This is a genomic window from Shewanella sp. BF02_Schw, assembly GCF_014596695.2.
Lineage (GTDB): Bacteria > Pseudomonadota > Gammaproteobacteria > Enterobacterales > Shewanellaceae > Shewanella.
This window is the reverse complement of sequence record NZ_JABKAW020000002.1, coordinates 458,997-483,861: the sequence shown is the minus strand read 5'-3', so window position 1 is coordinate 483,861 and position 24,865 is coordinate 458,997. Positions and strand designations below refer to the sequence as shown.

The window sequence follows — 24,865 nt, the reverse complement described above, 5'->3', positions numbered from 1 at the left end:
CGATGCGGTGCACTAAGGTAGTACTTATTTATCCATACCCATCAGATAACATGATTTAACTCCATTAGTGTCATTTAAGGTTCCGATAACGCCTATGAAAATAACCCATAGATATTTGGTCGAAGGTTTAGTCTTTACGAGTTATGTGCTTTTTGCCATGGCATGGGTTGGCGGTACCGCCAGCATGAACAACATCATGGCATCGATGCACATTGAGAGTTTAGCGTCGGCAAGTTTTATCAGTGGTGCAGTCACGCTCGCAAAAATAGTCGGTACGTTTAGTGCTGCATATGTGGCGGTAAAGTTTGGAATAAAGTACGCCTTTTTGTTAGCCGCGTTATTAATTGTTGTCGGGATAGTAACGCCTTTAGCGACGAGTTATGAGTTACTGCTGGTGAGCCGATTTTTAATGGGCTTGGGCGGAGCCTTTATGATTGTGTACTTTAACCCTATTGTGATGCTGTGGTTTGTACCTGAAGACCGTCCGGTAGTTAATGGTTTGAATGCGGTAGCATTTAACGTAGGCACAGCGATTATTTTATGGGGCATGACCAGTATTAACACCCTCACCGGTAGCTGGCAAAATAGCTTAGTGTTGTTTTCAGGCGCGAGCTTGATACTGGCAATTGTGTGGTTACTGGTTAAGTTTGATGCTCCACAATCTGCAAATAATGCCTCTGGGGTAGAGCCTGCCATTTACGGTTATCTTGAGGGCTTAAAAGATACATTTAATTGGGCTTATGCTTTTACTTATTCTGGACTGCTTTCGTTTTATATTTGTCTATTTACTTTCTATCCTCAAGCGGGCATAAGCCAAAGTAAATGGGTGATAGGATTTGGTATTGTCGGTACGATTGCGGGAATGTTGTATAGCCGCAAAAATCCGTTACGTCTTCCTATTCTTCGCTTAAGTGGTTTGATTATTTTTATTACCGTTTTAGGCTTATCTTTTAGTACCGAGCCTTGGCTGCAAATAACATGCGCTATCATATTGGGCTTTTTTATCTTTTTCCCTGTGACTGCATTAGTGTCTATTCCTCACGAACTCCCTGACATGACGGGGCAAAAAATCACTGTGGTGTTTAGCCTGTTTTGGTCAATCAGCTATCTGGTTTCGACTATTGTGTTGTGGGTGTTTGGTAAATTGGTTGATTTAAACGATGGCAGTTATGTCAGTTCATTTGTGATGATCACGATACTCAGCGGCACAGTGTTTGTTGGCAGCTATTTTCTACCTGAAACAGGAAAACCAAAGGAGTTAACCTAATGCGAGGAACCGTTTCCCCAAAACTCACTGATTTTCTGGCGTTAGCCAACAGCAATATCGCCTTGGCTAAACAGAATAATGTCCAATTTACACCGACCATTTTGCGCCAAAATCTAGATAAACTCGGCGCACTAATGAGTGATTCGCCAGCGATGAGCTACATTGCAGATAAAATGCTAAGGTTACCCGACCGTACTATTCCCGTTAGGATTTATAGCCCTGCGCCAGATAAACCTTTGCCAGTGTTATTGCATTTTCATGGTGGTGGGCACATGTGTGGCAGTGTGGTGCTTTACGATCCTATTTGTCGTCACCTTGCTAGCGTAGCGCAGTGTGTAGTGATATCTGTCGAATACCGGCTCGCGCCTGAATATCCATATCCTGCAGGGATTGATGACTGCGAACAGGTATTAATACGTTACGCTGAGTTACTGGGTGATGTTAACCATCAACACAATGTCACTATTATTGGTGACAGTGCTGGTGGCGCCATTTGCACCAGTTTAAGCATGAAAAGTTTGACCGATAAGCGGATTAACATTGACCAACAAATTCTTATTTACCCGAGTGTCGATTACACCTTAAACAGCCCATCATTAGACAGTAATGGCACTGGATTCTTACTCGAAACCACTCGTATAAAGTGGTATTTCGAGCAGTACTTTCAATCTACCGATGTAGATGTCATTAAACAGGCTTCACCTTTGTTTGGGGCTATGTCTGTTAAATTGCCTAAAACCCTTATTTTTACTGCAGGCTGCGATCCGCTTCGGGATGAGGGCATAGCCTATGCGAAGGCCTTAACTGCTGCTGGTGTTGATGTTGAACATCATTCGTTCGACGGCATGATCCACGCCTATATGTTGCTGCACGATGTAGTGAAAGATGAATGCATGGCAACCTATCAACACATTGCTAAATTCATGGCCTAGTTTGTCATCATTAATTGAAGCCTTGCCTGTTAGGCATTAAAAAGCCCTTATCGATGTGAATAAGGGCTAACATTGAATATAACGCTACCATTTTATAGAACAATAACGCCAAGCTTATTGCGCTGTCCACGCACCATCCATTGGTAAAGCTGCACCGGTAATGCCTCTTGCGGCACCACCACAAAGAAATAAAACAAACTCACCGATTTGTCTCGGTGCCAGCATTTCTGGTAACGGCTGCTTGGCTGTCACGAGTTGATATTTAGCGTCTTCATAACTCAAATTTTTATCGCTTGCTATGCTGTCAATTTGTTTGCCGATAAGCGGCGTATCCACCCATCCAGGGCAAATCGCGTTGACGGTAATTCCTTGTTCAGCGCATTCAATCGCGACCACCTTGGTTAAGCCAATAATTCCATGTTTTGCTGCACAATAGGCTACCTTATTGGCCGAGGCGACTAAGCCATGTACTGAGGCAATATTGATAATTCGTCCCCACTTTTTTTCAGCCATTGCTGGCACGACTTGTTGAATCGTATGGAAAGCGGAAGACAAGTTAATCGCAATGATGTCATTCCACTTTTCGACCGGAAAGTTTGCCACATCTTGGGTGTGCTGAATCCCAGCATTGTTAACCAAAATATCAATACTGCCTAATGCACTCATCGCACTGTCCATAAACGCATGTATGCAGTTAGCGTCTCTCAAGTCTGCATTGCTGAAAAAGGTCTTTATTTGGTATTGGGTTGCAAACTCAGCCGCTAAAGTCTGCCCTTCATCTTGCGCCATTAAGCCATGCAATACGATATGACAACCTTGTTCGGCAAGTACATGCGCGGTTGCCAGGCCAATGCCGCTAGTGGAGCCGGTAATAAGTGCCACTTTCCCTTTGAGTCCAGTTTGTAACGTCGACATAGTATCGGTTCCCTTAATTCAATAGCGGCAATGACAAGGTATGCCATCAACCTATGTGTCATGTTTCATTGCGAGATCATGTCTAGTGCATATTCTCACTAACATCTGATTTAGTACTTTCAGAATAAAGCAATTAGAGCACTATTTAATTGGCACCTTAGTACCATAAGAACAGGGAAATAGTTGTCGATACATTGAAGGGGAGTCGATGGTTTATTAAACAACTTCGACAGGGTCATCAACAAGATCTACATTTTTTGATTATTGAGTTCTTGGTCAAAAAATTCTTAGTGGATAGGCGGAACATTACCAACTAATCTCTTTGCCTTGCCAATCTAAGTAACTGGCTTGGCCGTTGGGCTCAATATCGGCCATGATGTTAAACAGCTGGCTGGCAACAAATTCTGGGGTAAAAAGTTTGCCTGCAGGCACATTAGCCTGAAAAGGTTTTGATAATGGTGTGTCAGTAGTGCCAGGATGAAACGCGATGAGTTTGACTCGTTTAAGCCGCCTTGCATATTCCACTGCAGTGGTTTTAATCAGCATGTTTAACGCGGCTTTTGAAGCGCGATAGCCATACCAGCCGCCTAAACGGTTATCTGAAATACTGCCAACTCGGGCACTCAATAAACTGATCACACACTTTGGGCTGTCTATCTTATGAGGTTGCTGTAGCAGTAACTCGGTTAAGTCGCTTAACCACAACATCGGCACAATACTGTTAGCGTAAAACAGTTGCTGTAAGGCATCACTGTTAATGTCTTCAATGCGTTTTTCAGGCATTAAATGAGTTTTGTCTGTGGTTTCATTATCTGTGCGTTCATTAGTCGTTTTAGAGTGCAAAATACCATTACAGATGATGATTTTTTTAATGGTGCCAACCATCGATGACATGTCTGCAATACAACGAGAAATTGAGGCTTGTTGATAATCGCAGCTAACATAATGGTGAGTGACATTATTGGCCAGGGCAGGCAGTGTCATTACAGGCAGTGTCAATGAAGATTGACGGCTCACGGAGATAATGGTTAACGCTAAATCTGGCTCTTTTTCCGCGATGGCTTGGCTAATAAAAGCTTGTGCTATAAGCGATGAAGCGCCAATCACAATAATGGTTTCTGTTGTCGTTGAATCGCTCATGCTGTTTACCCTTACTTTACTTTATTTTACAGTTACCGTTATCACAGCGTTTTTGACCTGTAAGCAAATAAGATATACGGTAGCGATTACGGGCGAAGGCCAAATACGCAAGGTCAGCAACAGGTTTAATCAGCGGTAACCGTAATAATTTTATCCAACCATGCTTACCAGTTAAGCCCCATGCTTTGGCTGTTACATCTAAACCATATAGCCAGCTGCCATCAGCTTGTAACCCATGAAGCACGGTATTGGCTTTTAATACATCTAAATCAGGGAAACGCAGATTAATATCATCGGCGTTAATGTCTTCAAGGCCGATGCGGTTTAAACGGTCATATCGCTTTAATTGCTTCATTTCATTGAGGCACAGCGGGCAAGTGCCATCGTAAAAAATAGTCAGTTCCATCATTTACCTCATTTATGTTATTGCTTGCTTGAACACCTATACTGACTATTGTACGCCTCAAACATCAAGCCAGATTACATTTGTTTCCATGATCGAGATTACACACAAATTACCGAGGTTTATGATCTTTCTATTTCACTTTGGCGTATATATTCAAAACAATTCACAAGGGCTCAATAATGCCATTAAGCCAAGCCATTATTAAGGTCACCAATTTACGCTTACGTACGTTTATTGGATTTAACCAAGACGAACGCGAAAAGCAGCAAGACGTGGTGATCAATATCGAGATCCATTATCCAGCCGATCGATCGTTTCAAACCGACGACGTTGCCGATGCGCTAAACTACAAAGTGATCACCAAAAAAGTGATCCAGCATGTAGAAGAAGGCCGTTTTTTATTACTGGAAAAATTGGTTGCCGACGTATTAGATATTTGTCGGGAGCACCCAACTGTTACCCTGGCCAGAGTCACTATTGATAAGCCCCATGCACTGCGCTTCGCCGATTCAGTATCGTTATCTTTAGAGTATCAAGCCTAACCACTATTTAAGGATGTTATTATGACGACCATTAATGACATAACGCGCGCAGAGTTGTCTGCAGAAGCATTAAAAGTACGACAAGCATTGGTTGCTCATGGCCTTGAAACGCCATTAGTGCCAAATGATATGACCAGCGAGCAAAAATATCAGCGTATCAAAGGCTTAATGACCGAAGTTGTGTCAACCTTAGGGCTGGATTTAACCGACGACAGCTTAGCTGAAACACCGCACCGCATTGCCAAAATGTACGTTAATGAGATTTTCTCGGGCCTCGATTATGCTAATTTCCCAAAAATCACTCAAATCGATAATAAGATGGGTGTCGAAGAGATGGTAAAAATTAGCAATATCAGTGTGGTGAGTACTTGCGAACATCACTTTATTACCATCGATGGTTTCGCCAAAGTGGCTTATATTCCCAAAGATAACATTATCGGCTTATCGAAAATTAACCGAATCGTGCGATTTTTTGCCCAGCGCCCACAAGTACAAGAGCGCTTAACTCAGCAGATTCTAGTGGCGCTGCAAACGTTATTGGCGACCGATGATGTCGCTGTGAGCATTAACGCCACCCATTACTGCGTAAAATCTCGTGGCATTATGGATACCTCATCAAGCACGCAAACCACAGCACTTGGTGGTTGCTTTAAGGCCAATCCCGCTAGCCGAGCAGAGTTTCTAGCATAGCTTTTAGCGTAATGTTCAGACATATAACCAGCTAGCGTAACGTTTAGACATAACCAGCTAGCATAATGTTTAGACATAACCAGCCTGAACTCGGAATCGCTTGCGCCACAGCATGCCTTTTAAAAATGACTTCACATAATGAAGTCATTTTTTTATCACCCATTACACTATCGATTGTCATTATTACGCGCTAGGATGGTTTATTCTTAGATAACCATCTAATTTAATTATGATAAAGGCTCAATGTATCAGAGCTAAAATTAAGAGAGCATTATGGAACGTACAATACTGATCACTGGCGTAGGTAAACGCATAGGTTATGCACTGGCCAAATATTATTTGGCACAAGGTCATCATGTCATTGGCACTTATCGTACTCATTATGACAGCATTGAACAGCTCGGTAAGTTGGGTGCGAGTTTACATTCATGCGACTTAACCGATGCGGCATCTATTGATGGATTAATTACTCACATCAATGAGCATCATGATCGCCTCGATACCATTATTCATAATGCGTCAGACTGGTTACCCGACAACAACGGCTTAAGCCCGGCAGACACTATGACGCGAATGATGCAAATTCACGTATCAGCACCGTATCAAATCAATCTTGCCTTAGCGCCATTACTGATTAGCGCAGCTAAAACCAATGACGACAGCATTGGTGCCAGCAACATTATTCACATGACAGATTACGTCGCCGAAAAGGGCAGTAAAAAGCACATCGCCTACGCCGCCAGTAAAGCAGCACTGCATAACATGACACTGTCATTTGCTAGCTTGTTAGCACCGCATGTCAAAGTAAACGCTATTGCTCCAGCGATGATTTTATTTAACCAAGATGACGATGATGCCTATAAAGTCAAAGCATTGGCTAAAGCCATATTGCCTAAAGAAGCCGGAAATGCAGAAATCATTTCCTTAGTCGATTATTTGCAGGCCAGCCATTATGTTACCGGCCGCAGCTATGCTGTTGATGGCGGCAGGCATTTAAAATAATCCATAAAACGCCAAGTGCTAATGTGCGGGGCAATGTTGACGTCAATTTGTTATAGACTTCTAGATGGCTAATTGGTAGTGTGGATATTAATCAGTATCCACACTCGCTATTATCGAAAGGAAGTCACTATGTCTGCAGAAAACATGAAGCTGGAATCATTGGCGCTACATTATGGCTACGAGTCTGAAGCTACCACCAAAGCCGCCGCGGTGCCGATATACCAAACCACCTCATATACCTTCGATGATACCCAGCACGGTGCGGACCTGTTCGATTTAAAAGTGGCTGGCAATATATACACCCGCATAATGAATCCTACTACTAGTGTGTTAGAGCAACGCTTAGCCGCCATTGAAGGCGGCATCGGTGCGCTTGCAGTGGCATCAGGCATGGCCGCCATTACTTATGCTATCCAAGCGTTAACCCAAGTGGGCGACAACATTGTCAGCACTAGCCAGTTGTATGGCGGCACGTATAACTTATTTGCCCATACACTGCCACGCCAAGGCGTTGAAGTCCGTATGGCGGCGTTTGATGACTTTGATGGCCTCGACGCGTTAATTGACGACAACACTAAAGCGTTATTTTGCGAATCAATTGGTAACCCGGCCGGTAATATTGTCGACTTACAGCGTTTGGCCGATATTGCTCACAAACACGGGGTGCCACTAATTGTCGATAACACTGTAGCGACGCCAGTGTTGTGCCGCGCATTTGATCATGGTGCCGACATTGTTATTCATTCGCTCACTAAATACATTGGCGGCCACGGCACAACCATTGGCGGGGTGATTATTGACTCGGGTAAATTTGACTGGGTCGCCAACAAAAAACGTTTTGCGATACTAAATGAACCAGATCCGTCTTATCACGGCGTGGTGTATACAGACGCCTTTGGTCCAGCCGCTTATATTGGCCGTTGCCGAGTAGTACCACTGCGTAATACTGGCGCAGCCTTGTCACCACACAGTTCATTTTTGTTACTTCAAGGCTTAGAAACCTTAAGTTTACGCATGGAACGTCACTGCAGTAATGCGCTTACGCTAGCCGAATATCTCCAGCAGCACCCAAGCATTAGTTGGGTAAATTACGCAGCACTTCCAGACAGCCCGCACCATGCAACCTGCCAAAAAATCACTGGTGGTAAAGCCTCTGGTATTATTAGTTTTGGCATTAAAGCTGCTAACGCAGAAGCGGGTAAAGTAGCCGGTGGCAAGTTTATTGATGCGCTGCAAATGGTGCTACGTTTGGTCAATATTGGTGACGCTAAATCGTTAGCTTGTCATCCCGCCAGCACCACCCATCGCCAGTTAGACAGTGCCGAATTAGCCAAAGCCGGTGTATCAGAAGATCTAGTGCGCATATCGGTGGGTATTGAGCACATCGACGACATCATTGCCGATGTCAGCCAAGCACTTGATAAGGCGATTGTGTAAGCCCATTTTTAGTCTAATCAGTTAACTAAAAAGCCCCATCAATAGCGTTTATTGATGGGGCTTTTTCCATTCTGTTATGTTTGATTTTTACCTTCTACAAAGTCTAGTTGGTATGTAAGAGGAATCAGCAGTATCAACGTGTCTCCGTCCAAAGTGTCCGAAATAGCGTGATGAAAATGCCGTAGTGACATCATGGCCTTTATCACACATCCCTGTGTTTCAAGGCATGTAGACTCCTGTCTTGCAGATATGTAACAGGCTCGGGGGTACATGGTCGTTTTTTGACATCCATGTCATCACGACATTCATCAGTCCATTCACATCAGATGTACCATCTGAGTCGTTAGGTGATTTTTATTATGCTATGAGGATGAACACTTTGCCGGAGCTGCCGGGGTGATCCAAGAGGGGGAAGCCGTTTTCCCCTTCTTGGTCTGGTGTGGGCGAAGCGCCACGACCTTAATAGTATTAAGCTATTTTAAATAGCCAATCGTCTCGTTGGGGTAATAATCACGGGTAAAGGAACATCCCAAAAATCAGTCGGAACTTGGCTGACTTGCTGACAGTCGTGGGCAAAGCCTACGGCTAACGGCTTGTTATCGACCACTTGTGCCAAGGTGCGGTCATAATATCCGCCGCCCATGCCCATGCGATTTCCGTGTTCATCAAAGGCAACTAGCGGAGTAATGATCATATCGAGCTTATCAACGGTAATGACATGCTGCACATTGAGCTGTGGCTCGCTGATACCATATTGGTTGTTAACCATCACAGAATCGCGATCGTAGCGCACAAACAACAAATTGCCCTTACTAAACGGATGAATACGCGGCAAATAGAGATTAATGTCGACATCCCATAACGCTTCAATCAGTTTTTGAGTAGCAAGTTCACCATCGTGAGTGACATACAAGGCAACATGTTGAGCCGACTGTGCCTGAATTTCAGCTAACATATGACGGCTGGCAATTAAGGCTAATTGATTTTGTTCTTCAGCGCTGAGGCTATTACGTTCTTGTCTTACATGGCGACGAATATTATCGCGACTCATGTCGACACTTTCAAATACGGGGTCTTCTAGTTCGGTTGGCGTGGCAAAATAGCTGATGCGTGCCGAAGAGGTTGACGTAACAGGACGATTGTCCTTGTTAGCCATAAAACGCGTGATACTCATATATTAGGAGTACTCCATCACTTACAAATTAAAAACACCAAAACACAGTATGAAAGTAGATTATCGCTTTCTGAGTCGATATGAAAGCACAGGTTAATCTTCTGCTAATGTTGCTACAAAATTTAGCCTCTGCTCTGCATATCGAACCTAAATACGTAACACTATTTATCCATATTCATTGATTTTAGTAGCACTGGGCTATCGTAATCCGCCACCATTGTTTTTGCTTTTAACCAAAAACGTCTACGGGTTAAAAAATAAGTAAAGCTAATCGATAACAAGCCCCACTCAAATACATTGTGCTTCATAAAATCCAAGGCAGATGTTAATAGTTTCGTCACCTCACGGGCATAATGAGTATGATCTACCACAAAACCATACGTTGGATTTATCACGTAAAGCCCATATTGAATGGCGCAGTAAATTCCCAGCCCAGCCAATAAACCAAACAATTTCCCATACCATCTTTTAGGTTTTTTCACCCCAAAAATAAGTAAGTAAACACCGACTAATAGCGAGCCACTCACTAAGGTGCTAGCGATGGTGGGTGAGTGTCTAAGTAGCTCTAACGTATTGTAATAAGATGAAAGGCCGATATGTGGTAATAATAGTGTGATGCTAATCGCCAATAACCAGATTTTGGTTTTACCGATATTTTTCCAATACCACTTCTTTACGCTCTTATAGCTTAACCACAGCAGTCCAAAGACAAACGCATAGTTCACATAAGCGGGGAGTCCAAATAAACCAAATTTCATCATCAATAATGCCATTATCCATTCTGGCACTTGTGTCACACTCATGCGATGACCCGTTTCAGCGGCAAATAAAGGAAATAACAGCGCGATCAACATCCCTAACGTGAAGAACAAATAAGTGTACTTCACTAAGCTTAAAAACATGTTTGGGGCAATGCCCTTAACGCTCTGCTTTTTTAACGTAGTGACTAAGTGTTGATAGTTAGAGATAACAGCATCGTTAATCTCATTTGATACCCAATTTTCTGTTAATAACGCAATTTGAGTATTGGTGGTGTTCGCTTCAATAATGTCTTTTATGGCAGGTGTTGCTAATACATCTTTGTCGGTTTCTTGGTCATTGCCTGTCAATTTCTGCGCCACAAACCATACTGCAGGATCGTAAACACCACCGGCATTATGGGTAGTGTCATTCTTACCTGCAAAACACATTGTTGTATCGACTTTATCTACTGTCGCGGTAAATTGTAACGTCGGCAGTTTAGCGGTAAAAGCATAAATAAAAGTACAACCATCAAGGGTACCCTCAACGTCAACTTCAGTTATCTCGGTCAAATGATAAACTAAGTCTAAACCATTATTTTTAACGAATTCAGAGGTCCACTCGTGATAGTCGTTACTATTATAAGCCCATTTAGTGCTACGTTTGGCATCACCATCAATGGTGTAACTGTAATAGAGATAACCACCACCATTACAAGTATTACAGGTTACAGAACCTGAGCCGCTGCAGGTATTACAGGTTTTTTTACCACTTCCCCAGCAGGATGTGCATGATTCTGTAGTATAAACCGTGCGATTATTGTGGCTGTCGTAACGCGACACACTAATGCGGCCGCTGCCACTACAACCGGTACAAGAATTCTTGCCAGAGCCATGGCAATTAGAACAGCTTTGTGACCCCGAACCACTGCAGTTGTAACACACTTTGCTGCCTACATAGGTTTCTGGTGCAGATTTTAAGTCTCTATTTCGTATCAAAAAATTGCTAGAAATATCAGGCCCAAGAATGTTTAAAAAGCGATCGTTAAATAACGAGTTTTGTCCGCTAGCATACTCTTTTGCTTTGTCGTGGGCGTAATCCCTCGCATTCGATGCACTACCAGATTTAATGCCATTCGGACAATAGGCGCCATGTTCGTGTTGACTCACCCCAACTTCAATCGTCCACCCAAAAGTAAACTTAAGTTGAGGCAGTTTTGTTTGTTCGTTACTTAATATTACTGGTACGTCTACACCAGTTAGATCTTTACCGTTGCTGCGGATAAATCGTTGGAATTGTTCTAATTTACTCACGTAATACTTCCTATAAACAATGCGTGATTCATTTTGCTGTTTCTGTCACCAGCGAACAGCATCAGCTCATTAAAAATTAATGTCGAAACTCGTTTGGTCAACTTGCAAATATATCCATTGTCTAATGGGCTCTTGTCCTGAAGCAGAGACTTTAATGTCGTAATTGCCAGCAGGTAGCATCATGCCGGCTTGATATTTGGGCTTAATATTCATCACAGACACGTTGGCATTTGCGATATTACTCTTAATCGTTAGGGGTAATAGGGCAGTATTGGTAGGTGATGATTTAGCCGGTTGAGTGGCCTTATGTGCTGGCATTACCGCTAAATCAAAGCGATTAATGGGGTCGCTAATGGCATTAAAGCCTTGGGTAATTAATAAGCGTTGATCAATAGATGAACCGACAGGTTGTACAATCGGCAAGGTCACAAGTAACCATTTAAGCGTATATGACACCGTGGCGGAATCGTTCTTTTCCATTTGATCAAAAAAGTAATGCAGTGATGAGCCTGGCATAGTGTATTGGTTGCCGCCCATCGATAACGGAACCACAAATATTGACGCTAATAACACCGTTGATATCACCGGTTTTATCAAGCGATTAGGCTTAACTCTTGGCGCAGAGGACGCACGTTTAGCTTGTACTAGTTCGACCGCTTTCATCGGTAGCTTTAATACGGTAAGTAACACTAATGCTAAGCTAATCGCCATAGAAATTGGCGGAATAATAGTTGAACGTAATGCCGATTTACCTGTTGATTCAAACGCACCGCCATCGGCAAACTCAACTAGTTGAGCTTCGAGCACATTGAGGTATTCAGTGGTTTTACGTTTTATATTGGGCTCAATAATATGTTGCTTAAACTCGCGATTATTCCAATCGGCTAGCGTAGGATTAACGTACAACTCTTTCATTTCTCGTTTAATACGTTGTTGAATATCGCTTTGCTGTTGAAAGGTTTGCCAGCTCAAATTCGGTGGCATATCGCTACCCTTAGCTTTCATTTTTGAGCGCCACTCGGCATCAGCCTGTTGACGCACTTTTTTAGCGACAGCGATATCAAAGCTGTTGCGATCGGTGATTGACCAAGAAGGAGATAAAGATAAGCCTTTTTGTTTCAGCTTCTTATTAACTTTTATACTGGTCAGCTCATGTACTCTAAACTCATGGATTGAGTTAATGCCTAGAGAGTAGCCCCCCGACTCCTTAGCAAAATCAGGCGCCATTTTTACCATCAACACGCGTTTGTAATGATTCACATCGTTGGTATACACCATGCGATGATCTTTAAAGCCTGCATCACCGCCGGTTACGGCATCAGCTGCTTGCATGGCCGTGAATAGACCTAAAGTCATAATCCCGGAGATAATAGAATTACCGACGTTTTCTGAAGTTGAAATCTCTTCGCGAATTAACCAATCATCTGGAGGAATATAAGGAATACCGTACTTGGCTATTTCTTTGTCATAGCCTTTTTGTAATCGCTCGAAACATCTATCCTTACTACTACCACTTTTCTTTTCTGCGCATTTATTACGACGTTCAAAATAGTCATACAGTTTTGGAGCAATTTTTTGAGCTCGCGACTCCACCCTAGCTTCATAAGCTTTGGTGCCTTTTTGGTATTGTTCCCACCCTTGCTTAACTTGATTTTGGGTGTCTAACCAGTACGAATCCGACCGAGTTTGTACACTGGCTAAGGCTTGGTTATATTGATTTGAACCCGAGGCATACTCAGTGTATTTATTGCGCAGTGTTTTGCGGAAATTATCATAATGGCCATAGTGTTCGTCAAACCGAGACATGGCTCGATCGCGAACAAACTTTTCCATTATCAAACGCTTTTTGTCCTTTAAATCGTCGACTAATTTGTCGTCAGCGTAAACTAATCCACCAAATACCGATAAAAAGGTTTTTTCGATAGCACTGTGTGCTTTATTGGGATCATACTCAATACCTTCGAATGTGATTGAGTTTTCAATTAACGCACTACGGAGTAACTGCGATAAATAAGCTTGCTGGCGTTCTTCAGGCGTTGAAGCGTCAATAATAAAATGATCGACTAACCATTTTTGTCCAAAAAATACCGTTGGCCACACAAGTACCGCAATGAGTGCAAAGTAACCTAAAGCGCGCGTAACGTTAGCGACTCTTTTACCCTTTAATAATAAATCAGCTAACAGTAACGTAACGCCTATTCCACTGATTGTTCGGCCAAATAGCTCTACTGTTCGTAAGTCTTCTATGCTGGAGTTTCGTCCTCCAGCAACATCGGTCAACGCTGCATTAAATACCGCTTCAGGGAACAAATACACTAGCGAGCAAATGAACATCAACAACATCCACCAGAAGGGTTGGCCCGTTTTATTTATTTGGGCTTCAACTGCTTGCTGCTTTTCTACTTTTTTAGCGGTTGATTGCTGACTTTTTTGTACTTTTTCCAGCTCTTTTACCGCGGATTGCATTTTTTTTTGTGTAGGAGCGCTGTTAAGCAGATTTGTTGCAAATGGACTTTTGTTATTTTCAGTCATATTAATCTTTATCAACCATCGTCTTTTTATCTTTATGTCGTTATTTAATCGCTATTTAGCTTGGCGTGCAGGCAACCTTAAAATGATTGTATCACCTGTATTGTTATCAATTTTTTCATCAGTGATAGTAGGAAAACCATGTTCTAACAACGGAGTAGGAATAGTGTTTGGCACTACTTTAACGGGAGTCGCGTTGATGGCAGCAAGGCCAGAGTCTAATGATAGATAGTAACCTTCGTTTTGATAGCCACGCATTTCGGCAAAACGATCAAAGTCAGCATCTTGCGGTAAAGACGCAATATAGCGACCAAGATGGCTCAATGGCTGATAACGTTTAACTGGCAAAGCAGCATTGAATAGACGTTGGCAAATTTTGTAAGGTGTCGCATCGACAATAGCGCCATCAGGAAGTTGATCTGTGGTTAATGTGATGAGCTGTGATTGATGATACTCGCTACCATTGAGCGAATAGGTATACACTTTCATTCCGAGTTGATGTGCATGATATTTAACGTTGGCATGTTGCATAAAGCTACGGATATCTAGGTGGAGCCCAGAGTTTTTACCCAGTTTTCTCTGTAATTCAGAAAGTGAGGATTTTGCCGTATAATCTTTATAACGTGAACGATAACGCTTAGTTCCGTATCGACCCACTAGCTCAAGCTTATTTTTATTATCTAAATAATAAGTATCGTTTTTTACGCCTTTACGCAAATCAGCCGTTAATTTTTCAATGCTAGTCGGGTGTCCACCTTGAATAAAGCCTAAATAAACTGAAGGGTTAATACCTCGCAGTTTATAGAGTGTGTCTTGGTCTGCGGCTGAATAATAAAAACCACCTAAACCAATATATTTTCTGAGCATATTATCGAGTTCAACGAGTTTTTGGCCGTTGGTGTCAGACTTAATTTCTACATTCAGTTGTTGATTGTGATTGCGATATACAGCAAAGGTTTTAAAGGCTTCAACAGCAGCAATAGGGCGTTGATCCAGTAAATGGTTACTTTGCTTGTCTCGCAGTTTGAGATTAGCAAACTCTTGAAAGTTCATACGGTTTAGTTTGAAGCGTTCACCGGTGTAATACACCGTCGCGCGACCGGTCTGACTATCGTGATGATTAACCCAAGTACCATCTTTGAGTAGCATTACGTCAATTTCAACACTGTTAAAATTATCATTTAACGCCGCTGCAATGGCATTGGCACTGCTTTCTGGCTGCCGAAAATCGCCCCGATGAGCTGATATGTCTAATCGACATTCGGCAGTAGACAGCATTTTGATATTGCCATTATTGGCGAGATATAAATTACGGTCGCCCAGGCTCAGCTGAGTATCAATAATATTCAAGCCTTGGGTAGCAGCATCAGTTGGTAAATGAGATAACTCAGTGGGAACAATATTAACAGGCTTAGGTGAAGGCGTTGGGGTGGATTTACAGCCTGCTAAAGTCAGCAGTAGTACAGCCATAATGATGCTGTAAAAATAGGGGGCGACGACACGACTTGTCATAATCCATATTTACAAGTTATTAATATTTAATGTTTTATACATTAATGAACCCGGTAAAACAACCTTATGGATTAAAGTAAACTTAATTCAAACATCAAAATGTGAACGAGGATGTCTTATCAAAACCTGATTAGTTTCAGATTCAGTCCAGCACCATTCAGATTTTTCAATTTAAGGCACATTAACGCAGCAAATGGTTGTTATCTTTTATATCAATGAGACTGATATATGAGCAGGCATAAATGTTTATGGCTAAATCAAGGTAACAAATAATAGAATATTGCAGAGGTATGATGAACACTTCTTAAAGAGTGTTCATCATAAAATTAGAATGCTCCCCAAAATACCGCTGCCGGCGCAGCCCTTGAACCGTAGGTTCAAGGCGGGTAAATGTTCATCTCCTAAGGCTTCTCGGTATAATCCGAGCATGCACAATGTTAACGAAAGCATTCACCCTGGGTTTGTAATTATCGGCACAGGGACTTAACCAACGAGCAAATATCCCAGGGAGCAAAACAGGGTAGAATTAAGCAATGCTTAGTTCTGAAATCTTAGTTTAGCCTTCCTAGCGGCTTCGTTCAACCAACGATGTTTCCAACGTTGACTGTAACAAAGAAATACGCTCATCCATTTGCGCCATATATTGTTTGTTTTTTTGTTTTTCTTCATACAATTCATTGCCAATGTTCAGCGCCGCCATAATGGCTAACTCTTCACGGCTTAAATTATTAGTACGCGACTTTAAGGTTGTCAGTTGGTTTTCAACTTCTCTGGCAACAGTCCGCAATGCATCTTCGCGTCCTTTTGGACATGCGATAGAGTAGGTGCGCCCTAATAGGGTAATGTCAACAGCACTGTTACTCATAATGTTGCCTCAGATCCTTAGTCAGTTCGCGAACTATATAGGGCTGAATTTAAAAGAGCAAGGCAACAGCATCCCTTTTTAACTATTTGCTGTTTGTGTGAACAAATCCGCTTCAGTCTAGGCATTATTTGGGCACAATACACACTAGCATTTGGAGCATCATAGTAACTCTGCTAGCATTGAAGCAGATATAGCGCTTTTAGGAATTTACCATGGCAATCCCACCTTCATTATGTATCGAAAAACTAAAACAGGCCTTAGATTACGCTGAAGTCGGCCAGCATCCAGTAGAAGTGCACGGGGCGCTTGTTGGGATTATTTGTGGTGGTGTAAAGCAAGAAAATTTAGCCTGGCTCAAGCCGTTAGTTGAGTTAATGAACGACGGTCAACCGCTAGAACCAAACTTACAACAGCTGATCAGCGATTTGTATCAAGACACCGTGACCCGCTTAGTCGATTTCGAATTTGGCTTTACTCTTTTATTACCAGAAGAAGAAGCGCCGCTGAGCGATCGCGTTGAAGCGTTAGCCTTATGGACCCAAAGTTTTTTAACGGGCATTGCCATTATTCAACCAGAGCTAAACAAAGCGTCAACCGATGTGCGTGAGGTAATTAAAGACCTTGCCGATATCGCTCAAGTAGAATTTGATGTCGGTGATGACGAAGAATCAGAAGTTGCCTACGAAGAACTGCAAGAGTTTGTCAGAATGTCAGCTATTTTATGTTATTCAGAGTTTGGCTTAGACATGCCTTTGAATGACACCGATGAGCATTCTACTTTTCACTAACATTTTGGTATAGGCAGCAACGCAGCGTATGACCACAGCACACACTTCTACCGAGCCACTCGTCGTTGATATTGCCATAGTGGGTGGCGCCATGGCAGGTGCCACGTTAGCCCTAGGGTTAGCTAAGTTATCTGCCACACTATCTGCTACGTTATCATCTGCCACTTTAGCGCGCCCGCTGCGTATTGCATTAATCGAAGCCCATGTTGCCAACAACAATCACCCCGGTTTTGATGCCCGCTCTATCGCCATTGCGCACGGTTCTATTTTCGAACTGACTCGTTTAGGCATTTGGCCTAAGTTGCAGCATCTTGGCACCGCGATCGAAAATATTCATGTGTCTGATCGTGGCCACTTTGGCATGACCGAACTCAACGCTAAACCATTAGGCTTAGATGCATTAGGGCAGGTGGTTGAATTAGCTCGAGTGGGTAACGTGTTATTCGACGAACTGGCTAAGTCATCTGTCAGCGTTTTTTGTCCTGCCAAAGTCACTGATTTACAAGCCCAAACAGACGGTCACTTATTAACATTAGATAATGGCACTCAGCTGCATTGTCAGTTGCTGGTGGCCGCAGATGGCGCTAACTCGGTTGTGCGTCAACATTTACAGCAGCCTACTGAGCAAGTTAATTTTGATCAAACGGCGGTCGTTGCCAATGTCATTACCGACCAACCGCATCAACACTGGGCTTATGAGCGCTTTACCCAAACCGGCCCATTAGCACTGTTACCGATGACGTCAGTGCCATCTACACCTTCCACTCAAGCGCGATATTCACTGGTATGGGCATTACCGCCAGCCAAAGCTGATGCATTAAAAAATGCAGATAAAGCTGAGTTTTTAGTGGAATTACAACAAGCATTTGGCCATCGTGTCGGCCGCTTTATCGATGTGGGGCAGCGGGTCAGTTATCCACTCACGTTATCGTACATGCCAAGGCCGATTTACCATCGTTGTATATTTATCGGTAACGCCGCGCAAACGTTACACCCTATTGCCGGACAAGGCTTTAACCTAGGTTTACGTGATGTAGTAGGGCTACTCAAGGTGCTTGAACACGCCTTTAGCAGCAACACCGCAACCGAAGTTGACCTCGGCAGCAGCGCTATCGTGCATCAATATTTAGCCGCTCGCCAAGCCGATCGCGACAACACACTCAACAACATCGAATTTTTAGTGCGTGGCTTTTCCAATCAATATTGGCCGTTAGTTGCCGGACGCAATATCGGTTTGCGTTTATTGTCTTGGCTACCGCCGTTAAAACGCCCCGTAGTGCAAACCGCCATGGGCTGGCGTTAACTCATTTTAAGGTAAGGATTGACCATGTTTTCAACTAAAACTTATGATGTTGCCATCGTCGGCGGTGGTATGGTTGGGCTTGCAACCGCAATCGGTTTAGCCAATGCCGACCTTAATGTGGTGGTGATCGATGCTGGCACAACCCAAGCGGTCAGTGGCGAGCCTAAATTACGCGTTAGTGCGATTAACAAAGCCAGTCAGCAATTACTCGAAAACCTCGGCGCGTGGCAATACCTCGACGACAGCCGTGTTAGCCCTTACCAAAAAATGTCGGTGTGGGATAAAGACGGCCTAGGCAAAATTGAGTTCGACGCTCACAGCATCAGCGAAGCCTATTTAGGCTCGATCATAGAAAACGATGCCATCAGTTATGCCCTTGCCAAACGTGCCAGCGAAATAAGCAACATTACCTATATTGAAAACCAGCGTCTTGAGCGCGTAGCCTTTGGCGAGCGCGAAGCTTGGCTAACCCTAGCCAATGGCGACAATGTCAGTGCCGCCGTAGTGGTTGCCGCCGACGGCGCCAACTCTTGGGTGCGCCAACAATGCAGTATTCCGCTAACATTTTGGGACTACGGCCACCATGCTATTGTCGCGACTGTGCGCACCGAACTCGCTCACGACGCCACCGCCAGACAAGCCTTTTTACCCGGTGGTCCATTAGCTATGTTGCCATTGTATGACGACAATTTATGTTCTATCGTCTGGTCGGTATCGCCCGACCAAGCCGAACAATTGTTAGCATTAGACGATATAGAATTTGGCAAAGCGTTAACTGCCGCGCTAGATGGCCGTTTAGGCATGTGCCAGGTGATCAGCGAGCGTCAATCATTTCCGATACGGATGCGCTATGCGCGCCACTTTGCCCGCCATCGATTAGTACTGGCAGGTGATGCAGCTCATACCATTCATCCGTTAGCTGGCCAGGGGGTTAACTTAGGTTTTTTAGACGCCGCCAGTATCATCGAAACCTTTACCGAACTGCATGAGCAAGGTAAAGATTTAGGCGAATATAGCCACTTACGAGCCCTTGAACGTTGGCGTAAAGCAGAGGCGATGGAGATGATTGCCACCATGGAAGGCTTTAAAAGACTGTTTGCCGGCAGCAATCCGCTTAAAAAAGCCATGCGCGACATAGGCCTAACCCTAGTTGATAATGTCGCTGGGCTGAAAACAGTGTTCATCAAACAGGCTATGGGTAACAAAATGACATTACCTAAACTTTGTCGTGAGCCAATTTCATAATAGCTAATGTAGAAACTTGTTTAATATCAGTCTACACAGTTAAATTGGCGTTTTTATTGTAAAAGATTATGTAAAAAAATTACAACAATAGATTAGCTAAACTAATGCGACCGGACTCGGATTAGAAAAATTTTTTGTATACAAATTAGGTCTGCGGAGTATAATTTTGTTCGCATTTTATCAAATACCTACATTAGATTAAGACCTAATTAAAGGCCCAAAAAAAGGGATAATAATGGCTAGCAAGACTGTACTTTTTAACAAGCATTTAGAATCTAAAGCCAAAATGGTTGATTTCCACGGTTGGGAAATGCCGATTAACTACGGCTCTCAAATCGAAGAACATCACGCAGTACGTCAAGACGCAGGCATGTTCGACGTGTCGCACATGACCGTAGTTGACGTTACCGGCAGCGATGCTTGTGCCTTCTTACGTAAGTTACTTGCTAACGATGTCGCCAAACTTACCGTACCTGGTAAAGCCCTTTACGGCGGAATGCTAGACGAAAACGCTGGCATCATCGACGACCTTATTACCTACTACTTAACCGACACCCATTACCGCGTGGTGGTTAACTCCGCTACTCGCGACAAAGACCTCGCCTGGATCAACAAACAAGCCGCAGCATTTGATGTTGTTGTGACTGAACGTCCAGAGCTTGCGATGATTGCCGTGCAAGGTCCTAATGCTAAAGCCAAAGCAGCTACAGTATTTAGCACCGAGCAAAATGCTGCCGTTGAAGGCATGAAGCCATTCTTTGGTGTGCAATCAGCCAGCTTATTTATTGCTACCACCGGTTACACCGGCGAAGCGGGCTACGAAATTATTGTTCCAGAAGCCGAAGCCGAAGCCTTATGGCAAGCACTACTAGATGCAGGCGTTAAACCATGTGGTTTAGGTGCACGTGACACATTACGCTTAGAAGCGGGCATGAACCTATACGGTCAAGACATGGACGAGTCAATTAATCCATTAGCCGCTAATATGGGCTGGACAGTAGCGTGGGAGCCAAGCGAGCGTGACTTTATTGGCCGTGATGCACTTACCGCCATTAAAGCGGCTGGCACAGACAAATTAGTCGGTTTAGTCATGGAAGAAAAGGGCGTATTACGCCACGATATGGCAGTATTTTTTACCGACGCAAGCGGTGTTGAGCATCAAGGTGTGATCACTAGCGGTTCGTTTTCGCCAACATTAGGCTATTCTATTGCCATGGCCCGTGTGCCTAATGGCATTGGTGCTGTAGCTGAAGTTGAAATGCGTAAAAAGCGTGTTAACGTAAAAGTCATCGCTCCAAGTTTTGTACGTAACGGTAAGCAAGCTTTCTAACGACTCAATAAAATGAGTTGTGCTTTACCTAAAAAGAATTTATTTGTTAAGTATTAGAACATCAGATTAAGGAACAACGATAATGAGCACTATTCCAGCAGACTTGAAATATGCATCTTCACACGAATGGATCCGTAAAGAATCAGACGGTAGCTACACAGTAGGTATCACTGAGCATGCTCAAGAGCTATTAGGCGATATGGTATTCGTAGAATTGCCAGAAGTTGGCGACACAGTCACAGCCGGTGAAGACTGCGCAGTGGCTGAATCAGTTAAAGCGGCATCAGACATCTATGCACCTATTTCTGGTGAAGTGATTGCCGTAAACGAATCTTTAGAAGATTCGCCAGAGCGTGTTAACAGCGACGCATTTGGTGACGGTTGGTTCTTCCGTGTTATGCCTTCTGACGAATCAGAAGTTGATGCATTATTAGATGCAGACGGTTACCAAGAAGTGATTGACCAAGAATAAGCGCCAATGACGCAGGAAGCTCCCTCGGGAGCTTCTTTGTTATGTGCAGCTAAAAACAATGACGAGCGCGCAACATAATAAACCCTAAACAGGTTATTCACGTATTACCCATTTTCACCCTAATCCAGTTCTGTGCCCTACCGCCATAACTGGTCGATTTGGAACAAGGTTTAACATGACCAAGCAAACCCTGACACAACTAGAACAACACGAGTTATTTTTAACACGCCACATTGGCCCAAGTGCTGAGCAGCAACAAGAAATGCTCAACTTCATTGGTGCAGAGTCGTTAGAAGACTTAACCGCGCAAACCGTTCCTGGCAAAATCCGTTTACCACAAGACCTCACCATCGGTGACTCGTGTGGCGAAGCCGAAGGTATCGCCTATATCCGCAACATAGCAGACAAAAACAAAGTCTTTAAAAGCTATATCGGTATGGGTTACTACGGCGTGCAAGTGCCAAATGTTATTTTGCGTAACGTGTTCGAAAATCCAGGTTGGTACACTGCTTATACTCCATATCAGCCAGAAATCGCCCAGGGCCGTTTAGAAGCAATCTTAAACTTCCAACAAGTGTCAATGGACCTAACCGGTCTTGACCTTGCATCTGCCTCATTGCTGGACGAAGCAACCGCCGCGGCAGAAGCCATGGCACTTGCCAAGCGCGTATCTAAAGCCAAAAAAGCCAACATCTTCTTTGTTGCCGACGACGTATTCCCACAAACACTCGACGTAGTGAAAACCCGCGCTGAATGTTTTGGTTTTGAAGTCGTAGTCGGCCCAGCAAGTGAAGCGGTAAATTACGAGTTATTTGGTGCCTTGTTCCAGTACACCAACCGTATTGGCCAAATTACCGATTACACTGAGCTATTTGCCACGCTTCGCGACAACAAAGTTATTGTTACAGTAGCAGCCGACATCATGTCGTTAATGTTACTTAAATCACCGGGCGCTATGGGCGCAGACGTAGTATTTGGTAGTGCACAACGTTTTGGCGTACCAATGGGATACGGCGGACCACACGCAGCATTCTTTGTTGCCCGTGACGAACACAAGCGTTCAATGCCAGGCCGTATCATTGGTGTCTCAAAAGACACCCGCGGCAACAGTGCATTACGTATGGCCATGCAAACGCGCGAGCAACATATTCGCCGCGAAAAAGCCAACTCAAACATTTGTACCGCGCAAATTTTATTAGCCAACATGGCGTCGTTTTATGCGGTATTCCACGGCCCACAAGGCTTAAAAACCATAGCATCACGCATTAACCGTTTAGCCGACATTTTAGCGGCAGGCTTAACAGCAAAAGGCTTAACCTTAGCTAACACCACTTGGTTCGACACCATCAGTGTTAAAGGTGCCGACGTTGCCGCCATTAATGCCCGCGCCATAGCTGCGCAAGTTAACTTACGTATAGATGCAGACGGCGTGTTTGGTATCAGCTTAGATGAAACCACTATCCGTACAGACATCGCAGACTTGTTTGACGTTATCCTAGGCGCAGGCCACGGCTTAGATGTTGCAGCACTTGATGCCGACATCGTTGCTAATGGCAGCCAGTCAATTCCAGATGCGCTAGTACGTCAAGATGCGGTATTAACTCATCCAACGTTTAATCGCTACCAAAGCGAAACCGAGATGATGCGTTATATCAAGCGTCTCGAAAACAAAGATTTAGCCTTAAACCACTCAATGATCTCGTTAGGTTCATGCACCATGAAACTCAACGCAGCAGTGGAAATGCTACCAGTAAGCTGGCCAGAATTTGCTAACATGCACCCATTCTGCCCGCTAGATCAGGCACAAGGTTACACCCAGTTAATTAACGAACTGTCTGAGTTTTTAGTTAAAATCACCGGTTACGATTCTGTGTGTATTCAGCCAAACTCTGGTGCACAAGGCGAGTACGCTGGCTTATTAGCGATTAAGAAATACCACGAGTCTCGTGGCGACGCGCACCGTAACATTTGCTTAATCCCACAATCAGCTCACGGCACCAACCCAGCATCGGCACAACTTGCTGGTATGAAGGTAGTGGTTACTGCTTGCGACAAGCAAGGTAACATTGATTTAGAAGACTTACGCACTAAAGCAGCCGAACTAGCAGACAGCCTTTCATGCATCATGATCACGTACCCATCGACTCACGGTGTGTATGAAGAATCAATCCGCGAAGTATGCGAAATCGTCCATCAATATGGCGGTCAAGTGTACCTAGACGGCGCAAACATGAACGCACAGGTTGGCTTAACATCACCAGGCTTTATCGGCGCAGATGTATCGCACCTTAACTTACACAAAACCTTTGCTATCCCGCACGGCGGTGGTGGTCCAGGTATGGGCCCTATTGGTGTTAAAGCACACCTTGCGCCATTTGTAGCAGGCCACGTAGTGATTAAGCCAGGCCGCGAAAGCGACCATAACGGCGCCGTATCTGCCGCACCTTATGGTAGCGCCAGCATTTTGCCAATCAGCTGGATGTACATTAAGTTGTTGGGCACTAAAGGGGTTAAGCAATCAACCCAAACTGCGCTTTTAAACGCTAACTACATCATGAAAAAGCTACTGCCTCATTACCCAGTATTATTTACTGGCCGTAACGACCGTGTTGCCCATGAATGTATTATCGATTTACGCCCATTAAAAGAAACCTCAGGCGTAACCGAAATGGATATCGCTAAGCGTCTAAACGACTATGGTTTCCATTCACCAACCATGAGCTTCCCGGTAGCGGGTACGTTGATGATTGAGCCTACTGAATCTGAGTCTAAGGTTGAGCTAGACCGTTTCATCGAAGCGATGATTTCTATTCGCGGTGAAATTACCAAGGTAGAAGCAGGCGAGTGGCCAGTGGACAATAACCCACTGCATAATGCACCTCACACCCTAGCGGATATTATGGACCCAGAGTTTGATTCACGTCCGTACAGTCGTGAAGTAGCCGTGTTCCCAACGGCAGCGGTTAAAGCCAATAAGTTTTGGCCAACGGTTAATCGTATCGATGATGTGTATGGGGATCGCAACCTTATGTGTGCATGCGTCCCTCTATCAGACTACGAATAATTGCTGCTTAGTCTCGCTATTACGGCGTTGAACCTCGGCTCCAGTGCTCATTGACAACAGTCAACTCCGCGCTAGAGCCTTCGGTTCGCCTTGTACTAGCTTCGCCAGCGACGCAATTATGGTGGTAGTGGGCTTCAATTGAGCTCCAAATATTTAAAAGCGACCGCAAGGTCGCTTTTTTGTTTTACTCTCGGCAGT

At 44.0% G+C, this 24,865-nt stretch carries 20 protein-coding genes and 1 other RNA gene; 12 read left to right on the top strand and 9 right to left on the bottom strand.

Annotated elements, in window-relative coordinates:
• The first annotated feature begins 94 nt into the window (after nt 1–94).
• Nucleotides 95–1,267, top strand: coding sequence for an MFS transporter (locus HNW13_RS10525; RefSeq protein ID WP_192115497.1), 1,173 nt, complete (start codon nt 95–97; stop codon nt 1,265–1,267).
• Nucleotides 1,267–2,199 (top strand): alpha/beta hydrolase, encoded by a 933-nt coding sequence (locus HNW13_RS10520; RefSeq protein WP_192115498.1) that lies wholly within the window; start codon nt 1,267–1,269, stop codon nt 2,197–2,199. The genes HNW13_RS10525 and HNW13_RS10520 overlap by 1 nt, the downstream gene beginning before the upstream one ends.
• 114 nt (nt 2,200–2,313) lie before the next feature.
• Here the strand turns inward: HNW13_RS10520 and HNW13_RS10515 are convergent, their stop codons facing one another.
• The 3 genes from HNW13_RS10515 to HNW13_RS10505 all read right to left on the bottom strand — a co-directional run bounded on the left by HNW13_RS10515 (nt 2,314) and on the right by HNW13_RS10505 (nt 4,660).
• Nucleotides 2,314–3,114: a 3-hydroxybutyrate dehydrogenase gene (locus HNW13_RS10515; protein ID WP_162022340.1), complete on the bottom strand. Its 801-nt coding sequence runs from the start codon at nt 3,112–3,114 to the stop codon at nt 2,314–2,316.
• Between the two features lie 306 nt (nt 3,115–3,420).
• The gene (locus tag HNW13_RS10510) at nt 3,421–4,254 is read right to left on the bottom strand and encodes an SDR family NAD(P)-dependent oxidoreductase (RefSeq protein ID WP_192115499.1); all 834 of its coding nucleotides are present in this window, start codon (nt 4,252–4,254) and stop codon (nt 3,421–3,423) included.
• A gap of 16 nt (nt 4,255–4,270) precedes the next feature.
• Nucleotides 4,271–4,660: a DUF393 domain-containing protein gene (locus tag HNW13_RS10505; RefSeq protein ID WP_101086048.1), complete on the bottom strand. Its 390-nt coding sequence runs from the start codon at nt 4,658–4,660 to the stop codon at nt 4,271–4,273.
• 179 nt (nt 4,661–4,839) lie between these two features.
• Between HNW13_RS10505 and folX the strand changes: the two genes are divergently transcribed.
• The 4 genes from folX (at nt 4,840) to HNW13_RS10485 (ending at nt 8,331) form a co-directional block, all read left to right on the top strand.
• Nucleotides 4,840–5,202, top strand: coding sequence for a dihydroneopterin triphosphate 2'-epimerase (gene folX / locus HNW13_RS10500; RefSeq protein WP_101086047.1), 363 nt, complete (start codon nt 4,840–4,842; stop codon nt 5,200–5,202).
• A 21-nt stretch (nt 5,203–5,223) separates the two neighbouring features.
• Nucleotides 5,224–5,892, top strand: a complete 669-nt coding sequence (folE, locus tag HNW13_RS10495; RefSeq protein ID WP_192115500.1) for a GTP cyclohydrolase I FolE — start codon at nt 5,224–5,226, stop codon at nt 5,890–5,892.
• Between the two features lie 273 nt (nt 5,893–6,165).
• Nucleotides 6,166–6,894, top strand: coding sequence for a dihydromonapterin reductase (folM, locus tag HNW13_RS10490; RefSeq protein ID WP_162022342.1), 729 nt, complete (start codon nt 6,166–6,168; stop codon nt 6,892–6,894).
• A 144-nt stretch (nt 6,895–7,038) separates the two neighbouring features.
• On the top strand, nt 7,039–8,331 hold the full coding sequence (locus tag HNW13_RS10485; RefSeq protein WP_192115798.1) for an aminotransferase class I/II-fold pyridoxal phosphate-dependent enzyme: 1,293 nt from the start codon (nt 7,039–7,041) through the stop codon (nt 8,329–8,331).
• A gap of 478 nt (nt 8,332–8,809) precedes the next feature.
• Here HNW13_RS10485 and HNW13_RS10480 read toward each other — a convergent pair whose 3' ends face one another.
• From HNW13_RS10480 to HNW13_RS10455, 6 genes are all read right to left on the bottom strand, one after another.
• Complete coding sequence (locus HNW13_RS10480; protein ID WP_192115501.1) at nt 8,810–9,505, bottom strand: 5-formyltetrahydrofolate cyclo-ligase; 696 nt, start codon at nt 9,503–9,505, stop codon at nt 8,810–8,812.
• A 161-nt stretch (nt 9,506–9,666) separates the two neighbouring features.
• The gene (locus HNW13_RS10475) at nt 9,667–11,559 is read right to left on the bottom strand and encodes a hypothetical protein (protein ID WP_192115502.1); all 1,893 of its coding nucleotides are present in this window, start codon (nt 11,557–11,559) and stop codon (nt 9,667–9,669) included.
• Nucleotides 11,560–11,628: 69 nt separating this feature from the next.
• A complete protein-coding gene (locus tag HNW13_RS10470; RefSeq protein ID WP_192115505.1) occupies nt 11,629–14,091 on the bottom strand; it encodes a carboxypeptidase-like regulatory domain-containing protein in 2,463 nt (820 codons plus the stop codon).
• Between the two features lie 51 nt (nt 14,092–14,142).
• Complete coding sequence (locus tag HNW13_RS10465; protein ID WP_192115507.1) at nt 14,143–15,600, bottom strand: glycerophosphodiester phosphodiesterase family protein; 1,458 nt, start codon at nt 15,598–15,600, stop codon at nt 14,143–14,145.
• 331 nt (nt 15,601–15,931) lie between these two features.
• A non-coding RNA gene (gene ssrS, locus HNW13_RS10460) (6S RNA) lies at nt 15,932–16,113 on the bottom strand.
• A 52-nt stretch (nt 16,114–16,165) separates the two neighbouring features.
• Nucleotides 16,166–16,465: a cell division protein ZapA gene (locus HNW13_RS10455; RefSeq protein WP_101086040.1), complete on the bottom strand. Its 300-nt coding sequence runs from the start codon at nt 16,463–16,465 to the stop codon at nt 16,166–16,168.
• A 212-nt stretch (nt 16,466–16,677) separates the two neighbouring features.
• On the opposite strand from HNW13_RS10455, the gene HNW13_RS10450 reads away from it, so the two are divergent.
• The 6 genes from HNW13_RS10450 to gcvP all read left to right on the top strand — a co-directional run bounded on the left by HNW13_RS10450 (nt 16,678) and on the right by gcvP (nt 24,667).
• A complete protein-coding gene (locus tag HNW13_RS10450; RefSeq protein ID WP_101086039.1) occupies nt 16,678–17,253 on the top strand; it encodes a UPF0149 family protein in 576 nt (191 codons plus the stop codon).
• Between the two features lie 28 nt (nt 17,254–17,281).
• Nucleotides 17,282–18,556: a 2-octaprenyl-6-methoxyphenyl hydroxylase gene (gene ubiH, locus HNW13_RS10445; RefSeq protein ID WP_192115509.1), complete on the top strand. Its 1,275-nt coding sequence runs from the start codon at nt 17,282–17,284 to the stop codon at nt 18,554–18,556.
• A 24-nt stretch (nt 18,557–18,580) separates the two neighbouring features.
• Complete coding sequence (locus tag HNW13_RS10440) at nt 18,581–19,801, top strand: FAD-dependent oxidoreductase (protein WP_192115511.1); 1,221 nt, start codon at nt 18,581–18,583, stop codon at nt 19,799–19,801.
• A 235-nt stretch (nt 19,802–20,036) separates the two neighbouring features.
• The gene (gene gcvT / locus HNW13_RS10435; protein WP_192115513.1) at nt 20,037–21,131 is read left to right on the top strand and encodes a glycine cleavage system aminomethyltransferase GcvT; all 1,095 of its coding nucleotides are present in this window, start codon (nt 20,037–20,039) and stop codon (nt 21,129–21,131) included.
• An 82-nt stretch (nt 21,132–21,213) separates the two neighbouring features.
• A complete protein-coding gene (gene gcvH / locus HNW13_RS10430; RefSeq protein ID WP_101086035.1) occupies nt 21,214–21,603 on the top strand; it encodes a glycine cleavage system protein GcvH in 390 nt (129 codons plus the stop codon).
• A gap of 175 nt (nt 21,604–21,778) precedes the next feature.
• The gene (gene gcvP / locus HNW13_RS10425) at nt 21,779–24,667 is read left to right on the top strand and encodes an aminomethyl-transferring glycine dehydrogenase (protein WP_192115515.1); all 2,889 of its coding nucleotides are present in this window, start codon (nt 21,779–21,781) and stop codon (nt 24,665–24,667) included.
• Nucleotides 24,668–24,865 lie beyond the last annotated feature (198 nt).